This window comes from Roseateles aquatilis, from assembly GCF_002205645.1.
GTDB lineage: Bacteria > Pseudomonadota > Gammaproteobacteria > Burkholderiales > Burkholderiaceae_C > Roseateles > Roseateles aquatilis.
Genome location: NZ_NIOF01000001.1, coordinates 886,193 through 907,094, shown reverse-complemented (window position 1 = coordinate 907,094; position 20,902 = coordinate 886,193). Strand labels below are relative to the sequence as shown.

The window sequence follows — 20,902 nt, the reverse complement described above, 5'->3', positions numbered from 1 at the left end:
GACCCCTTCGAACTCGGGATGGAGGGGTCGGGAACCCCTTGGAATGAGGGTTCGCCGACATGGTGCAGGGCTACACTCGCCGCTCGCAAGAGCGCGGCGGGCCCCTCCAGAGGGGCCCTGGATCGTCAGAACAACGAAGGTCGAAACCATGAATTTGAAGAGGACGCAGGTCCGCTGCACCACAGTTCGTCTGGCCGGCCTGAGCGCCGCCGTCGTGACCGCCGTCGCCCTCGTCGCCTGTGGCGGCGGCAGCGGCGCCAAGGCGTCGCAAACCGCGGCCAAGGTGAACAAGGAAGAGATCACCGTTCATCAGATCAACTTCGTGCTGCAACGCCAGCCCAACATCAAGCCCGAGCAGGTCGACGCGGCGTCGCGCCAGATCCTGGAGCGCCTGATCGACCAGGAACTGGCCGTGCAGAAGGCCCAGGACCTCAAGCTCGACCGCGATCCGCGGGTGGTGCAACAGATCGAAACCGCCAAGCGCGAGATCATCGCCAGGGCCTATGCTGAGCACCTCGGCGAGACGGCCACCAAGCCCACCGAGCAGGAAATCAAGCAGTACTACGCCGACAAGCCGGCACTTTTTGCCGAGCGTCGCATCTACAACTTGCAGGAAATCAACATCGAGGCCAAGCCGGAGCAATACGACAGCATCCGGACGCAGCTGCAGGACGCCAAGACCCTGCCGCAATTCCTCGAAGGGCTCAAGGCCGGCGGCTTCCGCTTCGTCGGCACTCAACTGGTCCGCTCGGCGGAACAGATCCCGCTCAACAACCTGGACGCGATCTCGCGCCTGAAGGACGGCCAGTTCATCCTGAACGGCAATCCGACCGGCCTGACCGTGCTCTACCTGGCCGGCTCGCAGAGCCAGCCCGCCACCGAGGCGCAGGCGCGCCCGTCCATCGAGCTGTTCCTGTTGAACCAGCGCCGCTCGGAACTGGTCGCCAAGGACATCAAGGCGATGCGCGAGAACGCCCGGATCGAGTACGTCGGCAAGTTCGCCGAGGGCGCCGCGTCCGCGCCGGCCTCGACCACGCCGGCATTGCCGGCCGCCTCCGACACCCCCCTCGGCGCCGCCAGCGGCCCGATGGACAACTCCGCACTTTCGAAGGGCCTAGGAATCAAATGATGAATCAGCGTCGCTTCCCGATCCTCGCCGCCGCCTTGCTGGCGCTGGCCGTCTCCACCGGCGCGCTGGCGCAGACCGCGCCGCGCGCGGCCGCCCCCGGCGCGCAGCCCGCGCCGGTCGGCAACGTCACCGGCGCCGCCGCCGAGTACCGCCTGGGATCGGGCGACGCGATCAAGATCACCGTCTTCCAGAACCCGGACATGACGCTGGAGACCCGCGTCACCGAGGCCGGCACCATCAGCTTCCCGCTGCTGGGCGCGGTGCGCGTGGGCGGGCTGTCCATCAGCGAGGCCGAGAACCGCATCGCCGACGGGCTGCGCAAGGGCAACTTCGTCAAGCAGCCGCAGGTGACGATCCTGGTGCTGAAGGTCACCGGCAACCAGGCCAGCGTGCTGGGCCAGGTGAACCAGCCCGGCCGTTATCCGCTGGAAGTGGCCGACACGCACCTGACCGACCTGCTGGCCAACGCCCGTGGCGTGGCCACCACCGGCGGCGACCTGCTGGTGCTGACCGGCACCCGCGCGGGCAAGGCCTTCCGCCTGGAGATCGACCTGCCGACGCTGTTCGGTCCGAACGGTCGCGAGCAGGACCTGATCGTCCAGAACGGCGACGTGCTCTGGGTCGACCGCTTCCCGATGATCTACATCTACGGCGAGGTCCAGCGCCCCGGCCAGATCCGCCTGGAGCGCGGCATGACGCTGCTGCAGGGCCTGGCGGCCGGCGGTGGCCTGACGCTGCGCGGCACCGAGCGCGGCATCCGCGTGCATCGCAAGGGCTCCGACGGCAAGGTGCAGGAGCTCAAGCCCGCGATGGACGAGTCCCTGCAAGGCGGCGACGTGATCTTCGTGCGCGAGAGCCTGTTCTGATGTTTGAAGCCGGGCTCCCGGCCCGGCAAAGGAGTGCATGGTGACGCCCAGCAAATTGATGTCCATCGTCCGCGCCCGCTGGTCGCTGGTGCTGCTCGTGGTCCTGCTGACCACGCTGACCGCCCTGGGCGTGAGCCTGGTGCTGCCCAAGCGCTACATCGCGACCGCGTCGGTGGTGATCGACGCCAAGCCCGATCCGGTCTCCGCGCTGATCTATCCGGGCCTGGCCTCGCCGGCCTACATGAACACGCAGGTCGACGTGATCGCCAGCGATCGCGTCGCGTTGCGCGTCGTGCGCGACCTGCGCCTGACCGAGGTGCCCGAGCTGCGCCAGCAGTGGCAGGACCAGGGCCTGGAAGGCACGATGGAGCAATGGCTGGCCGAGGGCCTGCGCGGCAACATGGAAGTGAAGCCGTCCAAGGAAAGCAACGTGCTGATGGTGACCTACAAGTCGCCCGCGCCGCAGGTGGCCGCTACGATGGCCAATGCCTTCGTGAAGGCCTACATCGCCACCACGCTGGACCTGCGCGTGGAGCCCGCGCGCCAGTACGCCGGCTACTTCGACCAGCAGGCCAAGACCGCGCTGGAGAAGCTGGACGCCGCCCGCGCCAAGCTGTCCGCCTATGAACGGGAGCACGGCATCCTGGCCAGCGACGAGCGCATGGACATCGAGACCGCGCGGCTGTCCGAGCTGTCCTCGCAACTGGTCAACCTGCAGGGCCTGTCGTCCGAGTCCGGCAGCCGCCAGGGCGCCGCCGCCCGCGGCGCGGAGCAACTGCCCGACGTGCTGGCCAATCCGGTGGTGTCGCAGCTCAAGGCCGACCTCAGCCGCGCCGAGGCGCAACTGCAGCAGCTCAGCACCCGCTACGGGGACAACCACCCGCAAGTGATCGAGGCCAAGGCCTCGGTCGCCGACACCCGCTCCAAGCTCAACGCCGAGATGAGGCGCGTGACCGGCGCGGTCGGCGTGACCAACAGCATCAACCGCCAGCGCGAGGCCGAGACCCGCGCCCAGCTCGACGCCCAGCGCGAGAAGGTCGCCAAGCTCAAGCAGGCCCGCGACGACGCCGGCGGCCTGATGCGCGAGGCCGAAAGCGCCCAGCGCGCCTACGAGAACATCACCACGCGCCTGAACCAGACCAGCCTGGAAAGCCAGGCCACGCAGAGCAACGTCAACCTGCTGACCGAGGCGACGCCGCCGCGCGCGCCGGCCTCGCCGCGCGTCGGCCTGAACACGGGCCTGGCCTTCGTCGCCGGCCTGATTCTTGCGATCGGCATCGCCTTGCTGCTGGAACTGCGCGACCGCAAGGTGCGTGATGCCGACGACGTGATGGCGGTGCTGCCGCTGCCGATGCTGGGCGTGCTGCCCGCGCCCGGCAAGCGCCAGTACAACGCGCTGCCGTCGGCCGAGCGCCGGCTGCTGGGCCACGCCACGAGTCGAGGAGCCGCCTGATGTCGGATCTGAAGGAACCCATTTCCCCTGCGCACAGCAAACCCGTGGACAGCTCGACCAAACCCGCGGGCGGCCTGCACGACCGCTCGATCGGCGCGATCATCGCCGAGACCCGCAACCTCAGCGCCGACCAGGTCGAGCGCGTGCTGCAGTACCAGCGCGAGCGCGGCATCCGCTTCGGCGAGGCTGCCGTGGCGCTGGGTTACGCCAATGCCGAGGACGTGCTGGAGGCGCTCTCCAAGCAGTTCCACTACCCCTACGCGCCCAACGAGCGCAAGACGCGCAGCCCCGAGCTGGTGGCGCTGAACCAGCCGTTCTCGTCGCAGGCGGAAGTGTTCCGGGCGATCCGCAGCCAGATCATGATGCGGCTCTACCGCGAGGGCGAAGCGCGCCGCGCGCTGGCCGTGATCAGCCCCGATTCGCTGGACGGGAAGAGCTACTTCACGGCCAACCTGGCGGTGACGCTGGCGCAGCTCGGCGGACGCACGCTGCTGGTCGATGCCGACCTGCGCCGCCCGCGTCAGCACGACATCTTCGACATCAACAACCAGGCCGGCCTGTCCTCCATCCTGTCGGGACGCAGTGAGCCGCGCGTGATCCAGCAGGTCGAGGGCCTGAACAGCCTGTTCGTGCTGCCGGTCGGGGCGGTGCCGCCCAATCCGGTGGAGCTGCTGGAGCGGCCCGCCTTCGGCATGTTGATGCGCGAGCTGGCCGGCAAGTTCGATCACGTGATCGTCGACACCTCGGCCGGCCAGTACGGCGCGGACGCGGCGATCGTCGCGGCGCGCTGCGGCGCGGCGCTGGTGCTGGCGCGCCAGAACCAGTCGCGCGTGGTCGCGCTGCAGGAATTGACCGACAGCCTCGACGGCGTCAACACGACGTTGATCGGCACCGTCATGAACCAATATTGAATCGAACGTCGCCTGCCGCGCGAGACGGCGCGTGCGGCGTCGTTGCGAGTGCTCGCAATGCCCCCGGCATCGCTCCGCTTCGCGCCTGGCCTCACGCGCCGTCTCGCACGGCCTTCGACGTTCGATTGCGCCCTGATCGTGGCGATCGGGGCGCCGGGGCGGGCCTGTCGGCACAGGGCGGCAGGACACCGGTAGTCTTCACGCTTGAGCAGGGATCGCAGTGAAAGTGATGTCGCGCAATCTCTTCGCCAGGGCTCCGAATCGGCTGGGGCCGGGTTTCTGGGCCGCCAACCGCAAGGCGCTGCTGCTGCTGGCGGTCGGGCTGCTGGCGCTGTACGTGCCCACGATCATCGACTTCATCCACGGACCCTGGCGCGGCGACCGCAACTCCCACGGCCCGATCGTGCTGGCGCTGTCGGCCTGGTACTTCTACTTCCAGACCCGCCGCCTGGTCGGGCAGGGCGAGCCCTTCCAGCCGCATCCCGCGCCGGTCGCCGGCTGGTCGGTGCTGGTGCTCGGCCTGGCCGTCTATGTGCTGGGACGCTCGCAGTCGCTAGCCCTGCTGGAGATGGGCTCGCTGCTGCCGGTGCTGCTGGGCCTGGCGCTGATCCTGGTCGGGCCGGCGATTGCGCGGCGCTACTGGTTCGCGTTTTTCCTGCTGCTGTTCGCGGTGCCGCTGCCGGCGTCGGTCGTCGACGTGATCACGCAGCCGATGAAGCTGGCGGCGTCCTGGGGCGCGGAGCAACTGATGTTCGCGCTCGGCTATCCGGTCGCGCGGGCCGGCGTGATCCTGCAGGTCGGCCCGTATCAGCTGATGGTGGCCGATGCCTGCGCGGGCCTGAACTCGCTGTTCACGCTCGAGGCGCTGGGCCTGCTGTACATGAACGTGGTGCGCCATGAATCGGTGTTCCGCAACATCACCCTGGCCATCCTGATCGTGCCCATCTCCTATTGCTCCAACGTCATCCGCATCCTGATCCTGGCGCTGCTCACGTACCACCTGGGCGACGACGTCGGGCAGGGCTTCATGCACGAGTTCTCCGGCATGGCGTTGTTCCTCACCGCGTTGATGCTGATCGTCGTCGTCGACGGCCTGCTGCGCGGCCTGTCGCTGCGCTGGGCCCGCTGGCGCGGCAAGGAGATCGCATGAGTCCCCGTCCCGTTCCCCCCGCCGGCGCGCCGGTGCCGCCGTCGTCGTCTCCCATGCCGCCCTCGTCGCTATCGACGAACAGGCTGCCGCGCCTGCCGCTGGGCGTCTGTGTCGGCGGCGTCGCGCTGATGCTGGTGGCCGTGGGCGCGGCCTGGCTGGCCACGCCGCGCCTGCAGGCGATGCAGGGCGCGCCCAGCAGCCTGGAGGCGACGGTGCCGGCGAGCTTCGGGGACTGGCGCATGATCCAGGACGCGCGGACGCAGGTCGACGTGTCGCAGGGCGTGGAGACCGTGCAGGAGCAGCCCTACGACCAGACCGTGATGCGGACCTACGTCAACGGCAAGGGCGAGCAGATCATGCTGGCGCTGGCCTGGGGCGAGCGCCAGCGGCAGGACGTCAAGGTGCATCGGCCCGAGGTCTGTTATCCGGCGCAGGGGTACTCGATCCGCAAGGCGGCGGACGGCCCGGCCATCCCGACCTCCGCGCGCGCGCAGCCGGTCCCCTCGGTCGAGCTGCTGACCGAGGCCCGCGGCGGCGGCTACGAGGCCGTGCGCTACTGGATCCGCATCGGCGACATGTACGGCGGCGACGGCATGGCCGCGCGCTGGTACATCCTGAACGAGGGCTTCCGCGGCCGCATCCCCGACGGCATGCTGGTGCGCGCCTCGCAGCGGCTGGCGCAACCCGGCGCCGAGGCGCAGTCGCAGGCGCTGATGGCGTCCTTCCTGAGCGAGCTGGTCGCCGCGGTGCCGGCCGGCACGCGGACCCTGCTGGTGCGGTGAGGAGTCGGGCGGTGCGCGTGTTCCGATGGGCGATGCAAGGCTGGCGGCACTGGAGCGCCGGCATGGAGGGCGCGTCCTGGACGGCCCTGGCCGGCCTGAGCGCCGGCGCGGTGGCGATCGGCTACCTGACGGTGATGGTGGGCAGCATGGCGCCCGACAAGCCGGTGCTGCTGGCCGTGCTGCCGCTGCTGCTGCTGACGGGCTTCCTGTTCGTCTACAGCCGCGAGGCCTTCCTGATGGTGGTGCTGCTGCTGCGCGCCGGCACCAATCCGGTCTTCGAGGAGACCCGCCTGCCCGGCATCGGGGGCCTGGGCGGCCTGCTCAACGCGCTGGTGATCCTGCTGGCCGCGCTGATCATCGCGCGCGACCCGAAGCGCGTGCCGCGCAGCGCCTGGATGATCTGGATCCCGTTCACCGTGATGGCGGGCGTGGGCCTGCTGTACTCGCCCGACAAGGTGCAGGCGCTGCGCCTGTACCTCGGCCAGTTGTCGGTGGTGGCGCTGTTCCTGGTCAGCTTCTACCTGGTGATGTCGGAAGCGGATCTGAACAGGTTGCTCAAGCTGGTCACATGGTCCTCGGTGCCTGTGGCATTGGTTACCCTGATTTACATCGGGCTGGGGCGCACGGCCGGTATCGTGGACGGCCTTGAGGAAGGTGCCTCGCGTTACGGCGGGCCTTTCCCCCACGCCAACATCCTGGCGTTCTACCTGGTGTTGTGTTTGGGTGTGATCCTCTATCGCTGGAAGAGCGGCCAGATCGGCCGCCAGCCCGTCACCCTGATCGGGGTGGTGGGCTACATGCTGCTGCTGACCGGGCTGCTGTTCGCGACCAAGACGCGCAGTGCCTGGATGTCGGTGCTGCTGGTCTTCGCCGTCTTCGGCGTGATGCAGGAGCGGCGCTACCTCGTCTACCTCGTCATCGGCGGCATGCTGGCCATGCTGGTGCCCGAGGTGCGCGACCGCGTCATGGGCCTGGCCGAGGGCAACGAGGTGGTGCAGTACGCCAAGCTCAACTCCTTCGCGTGGCGCAAGCTGCTGTGGACGGAGGCGATCGAGTGGATGTCGCCGTCGCGTTACCTGATCGGCTACGGCGCCGAGTCCTTCTCCGAGCTGTCCACCACCTTCTTCTCGATGGCGGGCCGCACGCATTGGGGCGCGCACAGCGCGTCGGTGCAGGTGTTCTTCGAGCTCGGCGCCATCGGCCTGGCCTCGTTCCTGTGGGTGTACTACCGCACCGCGCGCATGATCCTGGCGCTGTACGGGCAGCGCCGGCTGCTGACGGTGATCGGCCTGTCGCTGCTGGGGGCCAACTTCCTGGTCTCCATGTCCGACAACATGCTGGCCTACCTGATCTACAACTGGTACTTCTGGCTGACGATGGGCGCGATCTGCGCGCTGGCCTGCCGCCTGGCCGGCGCCGGCGAGCCCCGCAAGGCGCGGCCCTGGGGCATCCGTCCGAGCAAGTACCGGCCGCCCGAGGCGCTGGCCGAGGCGCCGCCGCCGTCCGAGCCGCTGCCCGCGCCGGCGCGTGCGCGCCTGACCGGGGGGCAGGTGCGATGACGCGCGCGGCGGAGCCCGCCATCGCCGGCCCCGCCGCGGGACCCGAGGCCGCGGGCCGCCAGCCGGTCCTGGACGGCGTGCGCGCCGTCAGCATCCTGGCGGTGCTGTGGACGCATCTGTTCCCGCTGCGCGTCGTGGGCCATTCGCTGAACGATTCGCTGGGCATGTTCGGCATGGCCCTGTTCTTCATCCTGTCGGGTTTCCTGATCACGCAGCAGCTGCTCAAGCGGCCGCCGGTGGGCAACTTCGTCGCGCGGCGCCTGCTGCGCGTCATCCCCGCGGCATGGATCTGCCTGGCGGTGGTGTGGTGGTTCATGCCGGTGTCGGTGGACACGGCGCTGAGCTACCTGTTCTTCTACGCCAACCTGCCGCCGCAGCGGCTGGTGTGGCCGATCGACCATTTCTGGAGCCTGTGCGTCGAGGTCCAGTTCTATCTGCTGGCCGCGATCCTGCTGTGGCTGCGGGTGCGCGCGATCTGGTGGCTGTTCCCGGCGCTGCTGCTGGGGATCACCGCGCTGCGCGTCATCAACCTGTCGACGACCGGCAGCATCACCTGGTTCCGCGCCGACGACCTGCTGGCCGGCGCCTGCCTGGCCCTGCTGCTGCAATCGCGCCATGTCGGGACATTGCGCACCGCGCTGGGGCGCCCGGGCGCCGTGCCGCTGACGCTGGCGGTGCTGCTGGCGTGCAGCCTGGTGTCGTCCCACAGCGTCTATCCGCTGAGCTTCCTGCGGCCCTACGCCGCCGCCGCATTCGTGGGCGCGCTGCTGATGCAGCCGCGGCACTGGCTGTCGGTGCGCCTGGGGGGCCCCGCGTTTGCCTACATCGCCTCCGTGTCCTATGCCCTGTACGTGTGGCATCTGCCCCTGGCGGCCACCTGGCTGGGAAGCGGCGACCTCTGGACGAAATACCTCAAGCGGCCGCTGCTGTTGCTGGTGGTCTTCGGCATCGCGCACGTCTCGACCTTCCAGATCGAGCGGCGCTTCAATGAGCTGGCCAAGCGCATCGGGGCAGGGCGCGGCCGGCGGCTGAAGGAGGTATGAGATGAAGCTGTCATCACTCGTCCGCTCCCGGCATCGTGTCGAGAGCGTCCTGCTCGCCCCCCCGTTCATGGCGTCGATCCCCGGCGCGTCCCGCGCGGCGGCCCGACGACGACCGCGCCCCGTCGTTCCAGCGTCGGCCAGGCCCGCGAGTGCGCTCGCGGGCGCCGCCACGAGAACCCTCGCAGGGTCCGCCACCCGGACCGCGGCCGTCACGCTGGTCGTGGCCGGCGCGCTGCTGACGATGCCCACCGGCGAGACCGCGGCGCAGACCGCGCCGCCCACCGTGCCGGCGCCCGCCTACGGCACCTTCGGCGCGCCGTTCGCGGCGTACTCGCCATGGAACCTGCTGCCCGTCGATCCGGTGCTGGGCAGCTTCGTGATCCCGACCTCGCAGTACTACCCGACGCTGGCCGAGGGCACCTGGTCCACCGGCGCCTTCAAGGCCGCCGTGACCGACACGGCGGTGACGGTCTATCCGCTCGCCGGGCAGCAGGGCGTCTGGGACCCCGACATGGAGGCCTACCGGCCCACCGTCACCATCCCGCGCTGGCCGGCCGGCGTGATGCCGGCCTCGGGCTCCGACGGCCATGCCGACATCGTCGACGAGGCCATGGGCATCGTGCACTCGTTCTTCCAGCTGCGGCAGGACACCGGCGGCCAATGGCGCGCCGCGCAGTACGCCTGGGCGCCGCTGGCGGGCCGGGGTTTCGGCGAGCCGGCCCACTACTACATGGGCGCGCGCGCCGTCGGCGTGCCGGCGATAGGCGGCATCATCCGCAAGAGCGAGATCGACGACGGCTTGCCGTACTACCGCCACGCGCTGGCGATGTCGCTGACCTTCAACGGCCTGAGCGCGGCCACGCCCTACATCTTCCCCGCCACCTCGGCCGACGCCAACGCCGCCAGCACCAACACCGGCGGCATCCCGCAGGGCGCGCTGGTGATGCTGCCGCCGGACTTCGACACCTCGTCCATCCAGAGCCTCAAGCTGCGCAAGGTCGCCGAGACGCTCAAGCGCTACGGCGCCTATGTCGTCGACCGCAACACCGGCACGCCGTACGTGATCTACGTCGAGAACGGCAGCAATTTCAACCTGATGCCCGGCGGCTGGGACAACGAGACCGCCACCCAGCTCGACCGCATCCGCCAGGCGCTGCGCCAGGTCACGAACGTGTCCGGCTGGCAGGACGGCAACGGCCAGCCGGTGATCCCGGAGCAGCGCCTGAACCTGCTGTCGATGCGCGGCCAGTGGTCGCCGCAGCGCGGCTCGCCGATCGGCGTCTTCGACACCTGGAAGCAGGCGGTGGTGTTCCCGGCGGCCTCGGCCGACGTGGTGCAGGTCAACTACAGCAGCCGGGTGATCAGCTCGGTGGCGTGGGCCAAGCCGGTGGCCGGGGTGTCCTACCGGCTGACCGCGCGTGCCACCGGCGGCGGGCGGCTGAAGTTGCAGCTGTACAGCAGCGCCGGGGCGCGCCTCTTCGACAGCGGCGAACTGGCCGACGGCGCCAGCGTGGACTTCGCCTGGCCCGATGGCGCAGCGCTGCGCACCGCGCTCTACGCCTACAGCGGCGCGGCCGGCACGCAGTCGACGGTGGGCGGGACCTTGATCTCCAACCAGCCGCTGACGCAGACCTCCGGAAAGGTGCTGATGAAATGACGGACGGCCACGCCCGCAGCCCCGTGGACGGCCTGGCCGTCGCCGGTGACGCGCCTGATGCGCGTCGGGAGGATCCGCACGCGGACTGGGCCGCCGACCTCGCCCGCAACGGTGGGCGTCGGGCGTTGCGCCGGTCGCAGGCGCTGTGGGCGATCCGCGTCTACCGCTTCGGGCGGGCGGTGGACGCGCGGCCGGCCGGTTTCGGGCGGCGCTGGCGGACCTCGCTCTACTGGCTGCTGTTCCGGTGGGTGGAGACGCTCACCGGCATCAGCCTGCCCAAGGAGTGTCGCGTGGGCGCGGGACTGCGGATCTGGCATTTCGGTGGCATCTTCATCAATCCCGCCACCGTCATCGGCGCGAACTGCACCCTGCGCCAGGGCGTGACGCTGGGCAACCGGGTCGACGACGGCCCGTGCCCGGTGCTGGAGGACGGCGTCGAACTGGGCGCCTACGCGCAGGTGCTGGGCGGCGTGCGGCTGGGCGCCGGCTGCAAGGTCGGCGCGATGGCGGTGGTGCTGCGCGACGTGCCGCCGGGCGCGACCGCCGTGGGCAACCCGGCACGCATCTTGCCCCTTGGGGCGCCCCGGTCCGAGGAAACGTCTTCGGGCGGACCGGCGGACGACAAGACCCTGGAAGGAACGCCGACGTGACGAGCTTTTGGAATCGACGCCGCTGGTGCGGCGCGGGGCTGGGCCTGGCGGCCGGCAGCGCGACGCCGTGGCTGATGCCCGTCGCCGCGGCGCTGGACGAGGCCGGCGAGCGCGCCGCGTCGGGCGCCGACGCGCAGCAGCGCCGGCTGCGCTTCGGCACGCCGGAGCGGCCGTTCTCGGCGCGGTCGCCGTGGAACTCGCGCCCGGTCGATCCCGTGCTGGGCGAGGCCAAGGTCCCCAAGGACGACTACTACCCGACCATCGAGAACGGCACCTGGTCCACCGGCGTCTTCGTCTGCGGCCCCGACGACAAGCCGCAGCGCGTGCGCGGCCTGCCCGGCCAGCCGGGCGTCTGGGACCCCGACGCCGAGGCGCACCAGAGCGAGATCGTCATCCCGCGCTGGCCCCAGGCGGCGATGCCGTCCAAGGGCTCCGACGGCCACCTCGACGTGGTGGACACGCAGACCGGCATCATCCATTCGTTCTTCATGCTCAAGCGCATCGGCGACGACGACTGGCGCGCGCAGCAGTACGCCTGGTCGCGCCTGGACGGCCGCGGCTGGGGCGACCCCGCGCACTACTTCCAGGGCGCGCGCGCGGCCGGCGTGCCGACCATGGGCGGCGTGATCCGCCGCCACGAATACGACGACGGCGACACGATGTTCCGGCACGCGCTGGCGATGTCGCTGACGTTCTCGGCGCTGCAGGCGCGGCCCAACTACGTCTTCCCGGCGACCTCGGCGGACAACTCGCCCGAGCGCAACAAGGGCACCATTCCCGAAGGCGCGCTGCTGATGCTGCCGCCGCAATTCGACGTCCGCCAGCTCAGCGACCTGAAGCTGCGCAAGGTGGCCGAGACGCTGAAGACCTACGGCGCCTATGTCGTGGACCGCAACACCGGCACGCCGTTCGTGATCTACGCCGAGATCGGCACGCCGGTGCGCCTGCATCCGATGGGCGGCTGGAACAACCAGGTCGCCAGCGACCTGGACCGCATCCGCGCCGGCCTGCGGCAGGTGACGTCGGTGGCCTCGTGGGTGGACGGCCACGGCCGGCCCGTCGACCTGGCGGCGCCGATGAACGTGCTCTCGATGCGCGGCCAGTGGAAGAGCGAGCGCGGCGACGCGCGCGCCCGCTACGACACCTGGAAGCAGGCCGTGGTGCTGAGCGACGCGCGCGCCGGCGATGCCGTCAGCGGCAGCGCGGACCGCGCCATCACCGGCGTCTACTGGGCCAAGCCCAAGCCGGGCCAGAACTGCCGCCTGACCGCCCGTGCCGGCAACGCCACGCTGCGGCTGCAGCTCCGGTCCGGTGGAGGATCCGCCGCCGTCGACACCGGCGAGCTGGTCGATGGCAAGAGCGTCACCTTCCGCTGGCCGGAGCGCTACGCCGGCGCGCGGCTGGTGGTGCGCGCCACCGCCGACGGCGAGGCCTGGGCCGGCGGCGAACTGCTGGCGCTCGCCGAATGAGCCACGCCGTCCCGACCCCGCCGCGGGCCGCCGCCCCGTCCGCCTCGCCGGCCGTGCCGCAGGCGGGCCGCCTGCGCATCGGTTATCTGGTCAATCACTACCCCAAGGTCAGCCACACCTTCATCCGCCGCGAGATCCTGGCGGTGGAGCAGCATGGCATCGAGGTGTTCCGCATGGCCATCCGCGGCTGGGACGACGACGCGCCCGATCCGGTCGACCAGGCCGAGAAGGCCCGCACGCACTACCTGCTGCGCGACGGCGTCGGCGCGCTGCTGAAGGCGACGCTGACGCAGGCGCTGCGCGCGCCGGGCCGGTTCTGGTCGGCACTGAAGCTGGCGCTGCGCATGAGTCGGCGGGCCGACAAGCCCTGGCCCTTCCACCTGGTCTACCTGATGGAGGCCTGCGCCGCGGTGCCGGTGCTGCGCGCCGCGGGCGTCCGGCATCTGCACGTCCATTTCGGGACCAACCCGGCCGAGGTCGGCCTGCTGATCGAGGCGCTGGGCGGTCCCGGCTACAGCATGACGGTCCACGGCCCCGAGGAGTTCGACCGGCCCGACTTCCTGCACCTGGGCGAGAAGATCCGGCGCGCGCGCTTCGTCGCGGCGATCACCTCGTTCTGCCGCAGCCAGCTGTCGCGCTGGGTCGCGTACACCGAGTGGCCCAAGATCCGCATCGTCCATTGCGGCGTGGATCCGGACTTCCACCGCGTCGACGCGCCGCCGCCGCGCGGCCGGCGGCTGATCTGCATCGGCCGCATGTCCGAGCAGAAGGGGCACCTGCTGCTGATCGAGGCCGCCGCCCAGGTCGCCCGGCAGATGCCGGACTTCGAGCTGGTGCTGGCCGGCGATGGCGAGCTGCGCGCGACGATCGAGCAGCGCATCGCCCACCACGGCCTGCAGCGCAACGTGCGCATCACCGGCTGGATCTCCAGCGACACGGTGCGGCAGGAGCTGCTGGCGTCGCGGGCGCTGGTGCTGGCCAGCTTCGCCGAGGGGCTGCCGGTCGTGATCATGGAAGCGATGGCGCTGGGCCGGCCTTGCGTCAGCACCTGCATCGCCGGTATTCCGGAGCTCATCCGCGACGGCGAGAACGGCTGGCTGCTGCCCGCAGGCGATCCCGACGCGCTGGCCGAGGCGATGCTCGCTTGCCTGCGGCTGGACGACGAGACGCTGGCGGGCGTCGGCCGGCAGGCCCGCGCCGCGGCGCTGCTGCGGCACGACGTCGACCGCGAGGCGGCCAAGCTGGCGGCGCTGTTCCGCGAGTACGCGGCGACGTCCGAGCCCGAGGCGGCGCCCCATGCCGCCGGCAAGGCGGCGGGCAAGAAGGCCGGGGAGGGCGCGCATGCCTGAACTGATGCTCGGACTGGCGTGGACGCTGCTGCTGCTGGTCAGCCTGGCGCTGATGGTGCCGGCGCTGCTGTTGCTGGCGCAGGTGCTGCTGTCGCTGCTGCCCGACCGCACGCTGCCGGAGATGCAGCGCCCGGGCCGGATCGCCGTGATCATGCCGGCGCACAACGAGGGCCGCGGGCTGCGGCCGACGCTGATGCAGGCGCTGGCGCAGCTCGGCCCGCAGGATCGGGTGCTGGTGGTGGCGGACAACTGCACCGATGACACGGCGGCGCAGGCGCGCGAGTTCGACGTCACCGTCGTCGAGCGCGTCCACGCGACCGAGCGCGGCAAGGGCTACGCGTTGGATCACGGCGTGCGCGCGCTCGAGCAACTGGCGCTGAAGGAGGGCCGCGCGCCCGATGTCGTCGTGGTGCTGGACGCGGACTGCATGCTCGGCCCCAAGCTGCTGCCGCGCATCGCCGCGGTGGCGCACGGCACCGGCCGGCCGGTGCAGGCGACCTACCTGATGGAGGCGGCCAACGGCAGCCTGAAGGCGCGGATCGCGGAATTCGCGATGCGCGTCAAGAACCTGGTGCGGCCGCGCGGCATGCACCAACTGGGCCTGCCCTGCGGCCTCTACGGCACCGGCATGGCCTTCCCATGGGACGTCGCGGTGCAGGCGCCGCTGGCCAGCGGGCATCTGGCGGAGGACATGCAGCTGGGCGTGCGCCTCGCGCAATTGGGCGCGCCGCCGCTGCTGTGCGAGGACGCGCGGGTGACCAGCGTCTTCGCCAACAGCAAGGAAGGCGAGGCCAGCCAGCGCACGCGCTGGGAGCACGGCCACCTGGCGATGCTCTTCGGTGAAGGCCCGCGGCTGCTGTGGCGATCGCTGCGCCCCGGTCGCGGCGCGCAGTTGCTGCAGGTGCTGGACATGCTGGTGCCGCCGCTGGCGCTGCTGGCGATGGGGCTGGTCGGCTGGACGCTGGTGACGGCGGTGCTGGCGATCGCGCTGGGCTGGGCCGCGCCCTTCGTGGTGGCGCTGCTGGCGGTGCTGATGATCGCCGCGGCCATCCTGGTCGCCCGCTGGCGCTGGGCCGGCGACCTGATCGGCCTGGGCGAGCTGTGCGGCGCGCCCTTCCTGCTGCTGACGAAGATCCCGCTGTACCTGCGCTTCGTGTTCAAGCGGCAGGTGGACTGGGTCCGCACGAAACGAGACATCTGAGAAGGATTCGAACGCGATGACCGACATGCCCTCCCTCGATGCCGCGCGCGGCGCCGCGACCCCGCCGCCCTCGGCGCCGGCCGCGCTGCCGACGGTCCGCGTCGACGGGCTGCCCTTCGTCGCCGCCACGGTGCCGCAGCTGACCGATCACATCGTGACCGAGGCCCGTGCCGGCCGCGGCGGCTGGGTGGTGACGCCCAACATCGACATCCTGCGCCGCTGGCGCGTGGACGCCGCGTTCCGCGCGCTGGTGGACACGGCCACCGTCTTCACCGCCGACGGCCGCCCCATCGTCTGGGCCAGCCAGTTGCAGGGCACGCCGCTGCCGGCGCGGCTGACCGGGGCCGACCTGTTCGTGCAACTGACGCGTCAGGCGCATGCGGCGGACCTGCGCATCGTGTTGATCGGCGGCAACGAGGGCGCGGCCGAAGCCGCCGCCGCCAAGCTGACGCCCGGCGAGGACGGCCAGCACGGCGGCGGCGCGGTACGTTGCCTGTGCCCGCCGCTGGGCTTCGAGCAGCAGCCGGCGGAGATGGCGCGCATCGAGCGCCTGCTCGTGGACTGGCGGCCGCACATCGTGTTCATCGGCCTGGGCTCGCCCAAGCAGGAGAAGCTCATCGCCCGGCTGCGGCCGCTGGCGCCGCGCGCCTGGTACCTGGGCGTGGGCGTGAGCTTCAGCTTCGTCGCCGGCGACGTGAAGCGGGCGCCGGGCTGGATGCAGCGCTCGGGACTGGAGTGGGTGCACCGCCTGGTGCAGGAGCCGGGCCGGCTGGCGCGGCGGTACCTGGTGGACGGGATCCCGTTCGCGGTCGGCCTGCTGTGGCGGGCGCGGCTGGCGCGTCACCGCCCGGCGGCGGCGCCGTGATGGCAAGGGCGCTCATGGCCGCGCAGACGGCCCGCGCAGGCAGCGAGCACAGCAGGACAGGACGACCGGCAGACACGTCCTCCGACCGGAACCGCAGGGAAGTGGAGGGCCTGACGTGGGCAGCTTGATCAGCGTGGTGATTCCGCTCTACGACAAGGAGCGGCACATCGCCCGCGCCATCGATTCGGTGCTGGCGCAAGGCCATCGGGACTTCGAGCTGATCGTCGTGGACGACGGCTCCAGGGACGGTGGCGCGGCGGTGGTGCAGGCGTATGCCGATCCGCGGGTACGGCTGGAGCGCCAGCCCAACGGCGGCGTGTCGGTGGCGCGCAATCGCGGCGTGGCGCTGTCGCGCGCGCCGCTGATCGCCTTCCTCGACGCGGACGACGCGTGGGAGCCCGACTTCCTGCAGAACGTCGCGGCGCTGGCCGAGCGCCATCCGGGCGCGGTCGCGGTGGCGATGAATTACGAGATCGTGGCGCCCAGCGGCGCGCGCTCGCTGGGCGTGGATCCGGCGCGCGCGCCGTCGCAGCTGCTGGATCCGCTGGCGTATTTCCGCATCGGCAAGCACGGCTCGCCGGTGTTCTCGTCGTCCGTCGCGGTGCGGCGCGACGCGCTGCTGGCGGCGGGCGGCTTCCCCGAGGGCGTGCGGCTGGGCGAGGACATCGACACCTGGCTGCGGCTGCTGTTCCAGGGCCCCATCGTCTTCGATGCGCGGCCCGGCGGGATGTACTTCAACGACGCGACCAACCGCGCGCTCAACACCCATGCGCCGCCGGCGCGGTACGTGTTCTTCGACACGATCGACCGCTGGCTGGCGCAGCATCCGGGGCGTGCCGACGAGCGCCGCGAGGCCGAGGAGTTCAAGAACTTCTTCCGCCTGCTGCACGCGCATCACCAGATCCGCTGGGGTGACGCGGCGGTGGGGCGGCAGTTGCTGCGCGAGACGCGGACGGAGACCTTCCGGCGCGAGAAGCTGCGGCTGAGCGTGCTCAGCCTGGTGCCGCGCGCGTGTTACGTCGCGCTGTCGCGGCTCAAGCACGCGGTGCGGTCCTGAGCGCCGCGCGAATGAACGAGAGAACGATCGTGAACGAATCCAGCCCAGCGATGACCCCGAGCCCTGTACCGAACGGCCTCGACATGACGCCGACCGACCTCGACGTCAGCGTCGTCATCTGCACCCGCAACCGTGCGCGGCAACTGGCCTCGGTGCTCGAGTCGGCGGCCGCGATGGATGTGCCCGCCGGCCTGGCGTGGGAGCTGCTGGTCGTCGACAACGGCAGCACCGACGACACGGCGGACGTCATCCGGTCCTTCGCGGGACGGCTGCCGGTGCGCTATTGCCGCGAGGACACGCCGGGCCTGTCCAACGCGCGCAACCGCGGCGTGCGCGCGGCGCGCGGCCGTTACCTGTGCTGGACCGACGATGACGTGGTGATCGACCCGCGCTGGCTGGCGTCCTACGCGGAGGCGTTCCGGCGCCATCCGGAGGCGGCGGTCTTCGGCGGCCGGGTGTTGCCGCGGCTGGAGGGCGGCGGCGCGCCGGCGTGGTTCGTCGAGCATCACCTGGCCGTGCCGATCGCCAGCCCGATGGCCTACCGCGACCTGGGCGACGGGGAAGTGCCGCTCGGCTTCAAGGGCAACCGCGTGCCGTATGGCGCCAACTACGCGGTCCGCGCCGCCGAGCAGCGCCAGGCGATGTACGACCCGGCGCTGGGCGTCTCCCCGACGCACAAGCGGCTGGGCGAGGAGGTCGACGCCATCTACCGGATGATGAAGGCCGGCGCGACCGGCTGGTGGGTGCCCGGCTCCGCGGTGCACCACATCATCCCGCCGGCGCGCCAGAGCGCGGCCTACATCTACGAGTACTACTTCCTGGCCGGCGCCACGACGGCCCATCTGAAGGCCCATTCGCCGGCGGACAACTACCTGATCGTCGACGGCTCGGTGCCGCCCGACTTCAGCCTGTCGCGCTGGCGCTGCTACCGGCGCGGCCTGGGGCGATTCCTGCGCTACCGCGCGATGCGCCGACGCGGCGACATCGGTTGGGTGACGCAACTGGCGGACCTCGGCTATTACCTGGGCATGGGCTCCTACCGCAGCCAGGCGGAGCGCTATCTGATCGGGCTGAAGAGCCGCTTCGAATGACCGGGCCGCATGTCATGACGGGCACGCCACGCATCCTCTTCGTCACGCCGGTCGCGCCGTTCCCGGCCGACTCCGGCGGCGCGCAGCGCAGCTTCCTGCTGTACCAGGCGCTGCGCCGGCTGGGCGAGGTCGACACGGTGCTGGTCAGCGCGCGGCGGCCGACCGACGAGGCGCTGGCGGTGCTGCGCCGCGACTTCGGGCTGAAGGAGATCGTCGAGCCGCATCCGGGCACCTTCACGCTGCGCCGGCTGGACTTCGGCTACGGGCCGATCGCCGTCAACGTGCTGCGCCTGACGCGCTGGCTGCTGGGCAGCCGCACGACGCTGTTCCGCAGCCGGCGCATGGCGGCGCGGCTCGGCGCGGTGATCGACCAGGGACGTTATGACTTCGCCGTCGGCCGCTACCTGTGGCCGCTGGTGCAGGCCGACGTGCCCGCGCGGCTGCCGACCTGGCTGGACGTGGACGACCTCGAATCCGAGGTCTGGCAGAGCCGCGCCGACGAGGCCGGCCCCGGCTGGCTCCAGGCCTACTACCGCCGGATCGCCGCCAGCTACGAGCAGGCGCAGCGCGCGCTGCTGCGCCGCATGGCCGGCGGCTGGGTCGCGAAGGCGCGCGACGCGCGGCGGCTGGCGCGGCCCGACCTGCGCGAGTTGCCCAACATCCCCTTCGCCAACTATCCGGCGCCGGCCGAGCCGCTGCGCCATGTGGCCGGAGACGACGGCAAGCTGCACGTGATCGGCGTGGCGGCCTTCGACTACCGGCCCAACCTGCTCGGCTTCGACTGGTTCGTGACGCGCGTCTGGCCGCGGCTGCGCGAGCGTTTCCCGCGTGCGCAACTGGACCTGGTCGGCAAGCTGGTGGACGCGGACGTGGCGGCGCGTTGGGCCGCGGTGCCCGGCGTGGTGCTGCACGGCCGCGTGCCGGAACTGCCGCCGTACTACGAGCGCGCGCTCTTCGCGGTCGCGCCGATCTTCCAGGGCGGCGGCACCAACATCAAGGTGATCGAGGCGCTGGTCTACGGCCGCTGCTGCGTCGTCACGCCGCATGCGGCCAAGGGTTTCGAGGGCCTGGAAGGGCTCTTCGAGGCGGCCGACGAGGACAGCTTCGCGCGGCAGTGCGCCGACCTGCTGGCCGCGCCGCAGGCGGGCCTGGACCTGGGCCGGCATGGCGCCCGGTCGGCCGGGGAGCGGTTCTCCTTCCAGGGCTTCGCGCGCGCGGTCGAGGCGGTCCTGACGACCGCGGCGACGTCGACGCAGGGCGGCATGTCGGCGTCGGCGCCGCAAGCCGCGTCGGCCGGTGCGTCGACCCCACCGGCCGGAACGGCCGCGGCGACCACAGCGACCCCATCGGCGACGACCTCCGCGGCGTCCGCCTCGCTGGGAGACCCCGCCTGAACACCATCGACACCGCCACGCGCGCCGACCCGGTCCAGGACCGGGCCGGCGCGGCGCGCGCGCGACCAAGCATCGAGCAAAGGGAAAGACTCTTGAGACGTGTCCTCGTGATCCGCGACGAATTGCTGCCCCTGTCCGAGACCTTCGTGAAGCAGCAGGCGCTGCAACTGAAGGACTGGCAGGCCACGCTGGTGGGGCAGCGGCTGAGCCCGAAGGGCCTGCCGCTGGACGGGCTGCGGCATCGGCTGCTGGACCTGACGCCGACCGGCACCGCCGACCGCTGGCGCTGGCGGCTGTACCGCCGGCTGGGCTGGCCGCTGCCGGCGGCGCTGCGCGCGCTGATGGCGCCGGAGGAGGGCGGAACACGGCCGGAGTTGGCTCACGTCCATTTCGGGACTGATGCAGTGGCGGCGTGGCAATGGCTTGCGCCGCTCCGTCTGCCGGTGGTGGTCACTTTGCACGGGTACGACATCCAGACTCATCCGCAGTGGTGGGAAGACGGGCTGGGCGGCGAGGCGATGCGGGACTATCCGACGCGCCTGCGTGCCATGGCGACCGATTCGCAGGTGTCGTTCATCGCCGTGTCCGAGGCCGTGCGGCGTCGTGCGATCGACGTCTATCGACTGCCCGAGGACAAGATAACGACGCTTCACATTGGCGTCGATACGGACGCGTTCCAGGTGGCCGCCACCCCAGCCGGCGAACGCCCGCAGCATGTGCTCTTCGTGGGGAGGCTGGTCGAGAAGAAGGGGTTGGACGTGCTGATCGATGCCATGGCCGAAGTTCATGCGCGGTTTCCGCAGGCGCGGGTGAAGGTTGTCGGTGACGGGCCGCTGCGCGCGCAGCATGAGGCCCGGGCCCATGAGCTCGCCGTGCCGGTCGACTTTCTCGGCGCGCAGCCCAGCGCAGTCGTGCGCGACCTGATGGGGCAGGCCTACGCCTTCTGTCTGCCGAGTGTTGTTGCTCGTAGCGGCGATGCCGAAGGGTTTGGTCTCGTCTTGCTGGAGGCGCAGGCCTGCGGCGTGCCCGTGCTGACGTCCGCCGTCGGCGGCAGGGACGAGGGGCTGGTGCACGGCGAGACCGGCTTTGCCTTTGACGAGGGCGACCGCGCAACCTTGGCCTCGCAGCTCTGCGAGCTGCTGGGCGACCCAACGCGCACCTCGCGCATGGGACGCGCCGCGCGCGCCTTCGTTGAGGAGCGCTTTCCACTGGCGTCATGCAACAGCAGGCTAGAGCACTTCTACACCATGCGAGCCGAAGGAGGTGCCGTTTGAGC

18 protein-coding genes are annotated in these 20,902 nt (G+C 71.2%); all 18 read left to right on the top strand.

What is annotated here, in order from left to right:
* The first annotated feature begins 148 nt into the window (after window positions 1–148).
* Window positions 149–1,129 (top strand): EpsD family peptidyl-prolyl cis-trans isomerase, encoded by a 981-nt coding sequence (locus CDN99_RS03850; RefSeq protein WP_088382747.1) that lies wholly within the window; start codon window positions 149–151, stop codon window positions 1,127–1,129.
* Window positions 1,129–1,995 carry a polysaccharide export protein EpsE gene (gene epsE, locus CDN99_RS03845; RefSeq protein WP_202820217.1) on the top strand — a complete coding sequence of 289 codons (867 nt, stop codon included), beginning with the start codon at window positions 1,129–1,131 and terminating at the stop codon, window positions 1,993–1,995. Before CDN99_RS03850 ends, epsE begins: the two co-directional genes overlap by 1 nt.
* Before the next feature lie 40 nt (window positions 1,996–2,035).
* On the top strand, window positions 2,036–3,448 hold the full coding sequence (gene epsF, locus CDN99_RS03840) for a chain length determinant protein EpsF (RefSeq protein ID WP_088383388.1): 1,413 nt from the start codon (window positions 2,036–2,038) through the stop codon (window positions 3,446–3,448).
* Window positions 3,448–4,359 (top strand): polysaccharide biosynthesis tyrosine autokinase, encoded by a 912-nt coding sequence (locus tag CDN99_RS03835; RefSeq protein ID WP_088382745.1) that lies wholly within the window; start codon window positions 3,448–3,450, stop codon window positions 4,357–4,359. Before epsF ends, CDN99_RS03835 begins: the two co-directional genes overlap by 1 nt.
* A gap of 229 nt (window positions 4,360–4,588) precedes the next feature.
* The gene (xrtB, locus tag CDN99_RS03830; protein WP_088382744.1) at window positions 4,589–5,509 is read left to right on the top strand and encodes an exosortase B; all 921 of its coding nucleotides are present in this window, start codon (window positions 4,589–4,591) and stop codon (window positions 5,507–5,509) included.
* Window positions 5,506–6,291, top strand: coding sequence for an exosortase C-terminal domain/associated protein EpsI (locus tag CDN99_RS03825; RefSeq protein WP_088382743.1), 786 nt, complete (start codon window positions 5,506–5,508; stop codon window positions 6,289–6,291). Before xrtB ends, CDN99_RS03825 begins: the two co-directional genes overlap by 4 nt.
* A gap of 11 nt (window positions 6,292–6,302) precedes the next feature.
* Complete coding sequence (locus CDN99_RS03820) at window positions 6,303–7,850, top strand: O-antigen ligase family protein (protein WP_088382742.1); 1,548 nt, start codon at window positions 6,303–6,305, stop codon at window positions 7,848–7,850.
* Window positions 7,847–8,893 carry an acyltransferase family protein gene (locus CDN99_RS03815; RefSeq protein ID WP_088382741.1) on the top strand — a complete coding sequence of 349 codons (1,047 nt, stop codon included), beginning with the start codon at window positions 7,847–7,849 and terminating at the stop codon, window positions 8,891–8,893. Before CDN99_RS03820 ends, CDN99_RS03815 begins: the two co-directional genes overlap by 4 nt.
* 1 nt (window position 8,894) lies before the next feature.
* Window positions 8,895–10,550, top strand: a complete 1,656-nt coding sequence (locus tag CDN99_RS03810; RefSeq protein WP_238139345.1) for an Atrophin-1 multi-domain protein — start codon at window positions 8,895–8,897, stop codon at window positions 10,548–10,550.
* Window positions 10,547–11,200 (top strand): serine acetyltransferase, encoded by a 654-nt coding sequence (locus CDN99_RS03805; protein WP_088382740.1) that lies wholly within the window; start codon window positions 10,547–10,549, stop codon window positions 11,198–11,200. The genes CDN99_RS03810 and CDN99_RS03805 overlap by 4 nt, the downstream gene beginning before the upstream one ends.
* A complete protein-coding gene (locus tag CDN99_RS03800) occupies window positions 11,197–12,669 on the top strand; it encodes an Atrophin-1 multi-domain protein (RefSeq protein WP_088382739.1) in 1,473 nt (490 codons plus the stop codon). Before CDN99_RS03805 ends, CDN99_RS03800 begins: the two co-directional genes overlap by 4 nt.
* 71 nt (window positions 12,670–12,740) lie before the next feature.
* Window positions 12,741–14,018, top strand: a complete 1,278-nt coding sequence (locus CDN99_RS03795) for a glycosyltransferase family 4 protein (protein WP_088383384.1) — start codon at window positions 12,741–12,743, stop codon at window positions 14,016–14,018.
* Window positions 14,011–15,219, top strand: coding sequence for a glycosyltransferase family 2 protein (locus CDN99_RS03790; RefSeq protein WP_238139344.1), 1,209 nt, complete (start codon window positions 14,011–14,013; stop codon window positions 15,217–15,219). Before CDN99_RS03795 ends, CDN99_RS03790 begins: the two co-directional genes overlap by 8 nt.
* A 16-nt stretch (window positions 15,220–15,235) precedes the next feature.
* Complete coding sequence (locus CDN99_RS03785; protein WP_088382738.1) at window positions 15,236–16,084, top strand: WecB/TagA/CpsF family glycosyltransferase; 849 nt, start codon at window positions 15,236–15,238, stop codon at window positions 16,082–16,084.
* 115 nt (window positions 16,085–16,199) lie between these two features.
* Window positions 16,200–17,141, top strand: coding sequence for a glycosyltransferase family 2 protein (locus tag CDN99_RS03780; RefSeq protein WP_088382737.1), 942 nt, complete (start codon window positions 16,200–16,202; stop codon window positions 17,139–17,141).
* 29 nt (window positions 17,142–17,170) lie between these two features.
* Complete coding sequence (locus tag CDN99_RS03775; protein WP_158218745.1) at window positions 17,171–18,232, top strand: glycosyltransferase; 1,062 nt, start codon at window positions 17,171–17,173, stop codon at window positions 18,230–18,232.
* Window positions 18,229–19,626 carry a glycosyltransferase gene (locus tag CDN99_RS03770; protein WP_088382735.1) on the top strand — a complete coding sequence of 466 codons (1,398 nt, stop codon included), beginning with the start codon at window positions 18,229–18,231 and terminating at the stop codon, window positions 19,624–19,626. Before CDN99_RS03775 ends, CDN99_RS03770 begins: the two co-directional genes overlap by 4 nt.
* Window positions 19,627–19,718: 92 nt before the next feature.
* Window positions 19,719–20,900, top strand: coding sequence for a glycosyltransferase (locus tag CDN99_RS03765; RefSeq protein WP_158218744.1), 1,182 nt, complete (start codon window positions 19,719–19,721; stop codon window positions 20,898–20,900).
* Window positions 20,901–20,902 lie beyond the last annotated feature (2 nt).

Excerpts from the sequence above, each read along its gene's own strand:
- CDN99_RS03850 (WP_088382747.1), top strand. The coding sequence starts at position 149 with ATGAATTTGAAGAGGACGCAGGTCCGCTGCACCACAGTTCGTCTGGCC.
- epsE (WP_202820217.1), top strand. The coding sequence starts at position 1,129 with ATGAATCAGCGTCGCTTCCCGATCCTCGCCGCCGCCTTGCTGGCGCTG.
- CDN99_RS03835 (WP_088382745.1), top strand. The coding sequence starts at position 3,448 with ATGTCGGATCTGAAGGAACCCATTTCCCCTGCGCACAGCAAACCCGTG.
- xrtB (WP_088382744.1), top strand. The coding sequence starts at position 4,589 with ATGTCGCGCAATCTCTTCGCCAGGGCTCCGAATCGGCTGGGGCCGGGT.
- CDN99_RS03825 (WP_088382743.1), top strand. The coding sequence starts at position 5,506 with ATGAGTCCCCGTCCCGTTCCCCCCGCCGGCGCGCCGGTGCCGCCGTCG.
- CDN99_RS03815 (WP_088382741.1), top strand. The coding sequence starts at position 7,847 with ATGACGCGCGCGGCGGAGCCCGCCATCGCCGGCCCCGCCGCGGGACCC.
- CDN99_RS03810 (WP_238139345.1), top strand. The coding sequence starts at position 8,895 with ATGAAGCTGTCATCACTCGTCCGCTCCCGGCATCGTGTCGAGAGCGTC.
- CDN99_RS03805 (WP_088382740.1), top strand. The coding sequence starts at position 10,547 with ATGACGGACGGCCACGCCCGCAGCCCCGTGGACGGCCTGGCCGTCGCC.
- CDN99_RS03790 (WP_238139344.1), top strand. The coding sequence starts at position 14,011 with ATGCCTGAACTGATGCTCGGACTGGCGTGGACGCTGCTGCTGCTGGTC.
- CDN99_RS03785 (WP_088382738.1), top strand. The coding sequence starts at position 15,236 with ATGACCGACATGCCCTCCCTCGATGCCGCGCGCGGCGCCGCGACCCCG.
- CDN99_RS03770 (WP_088382735.1), top strand. The coding sequence starts at position 18,229 with ATGACCGGGCCGCATGTCATGACGGGCACGCCACGCATCCTCTTCGTC.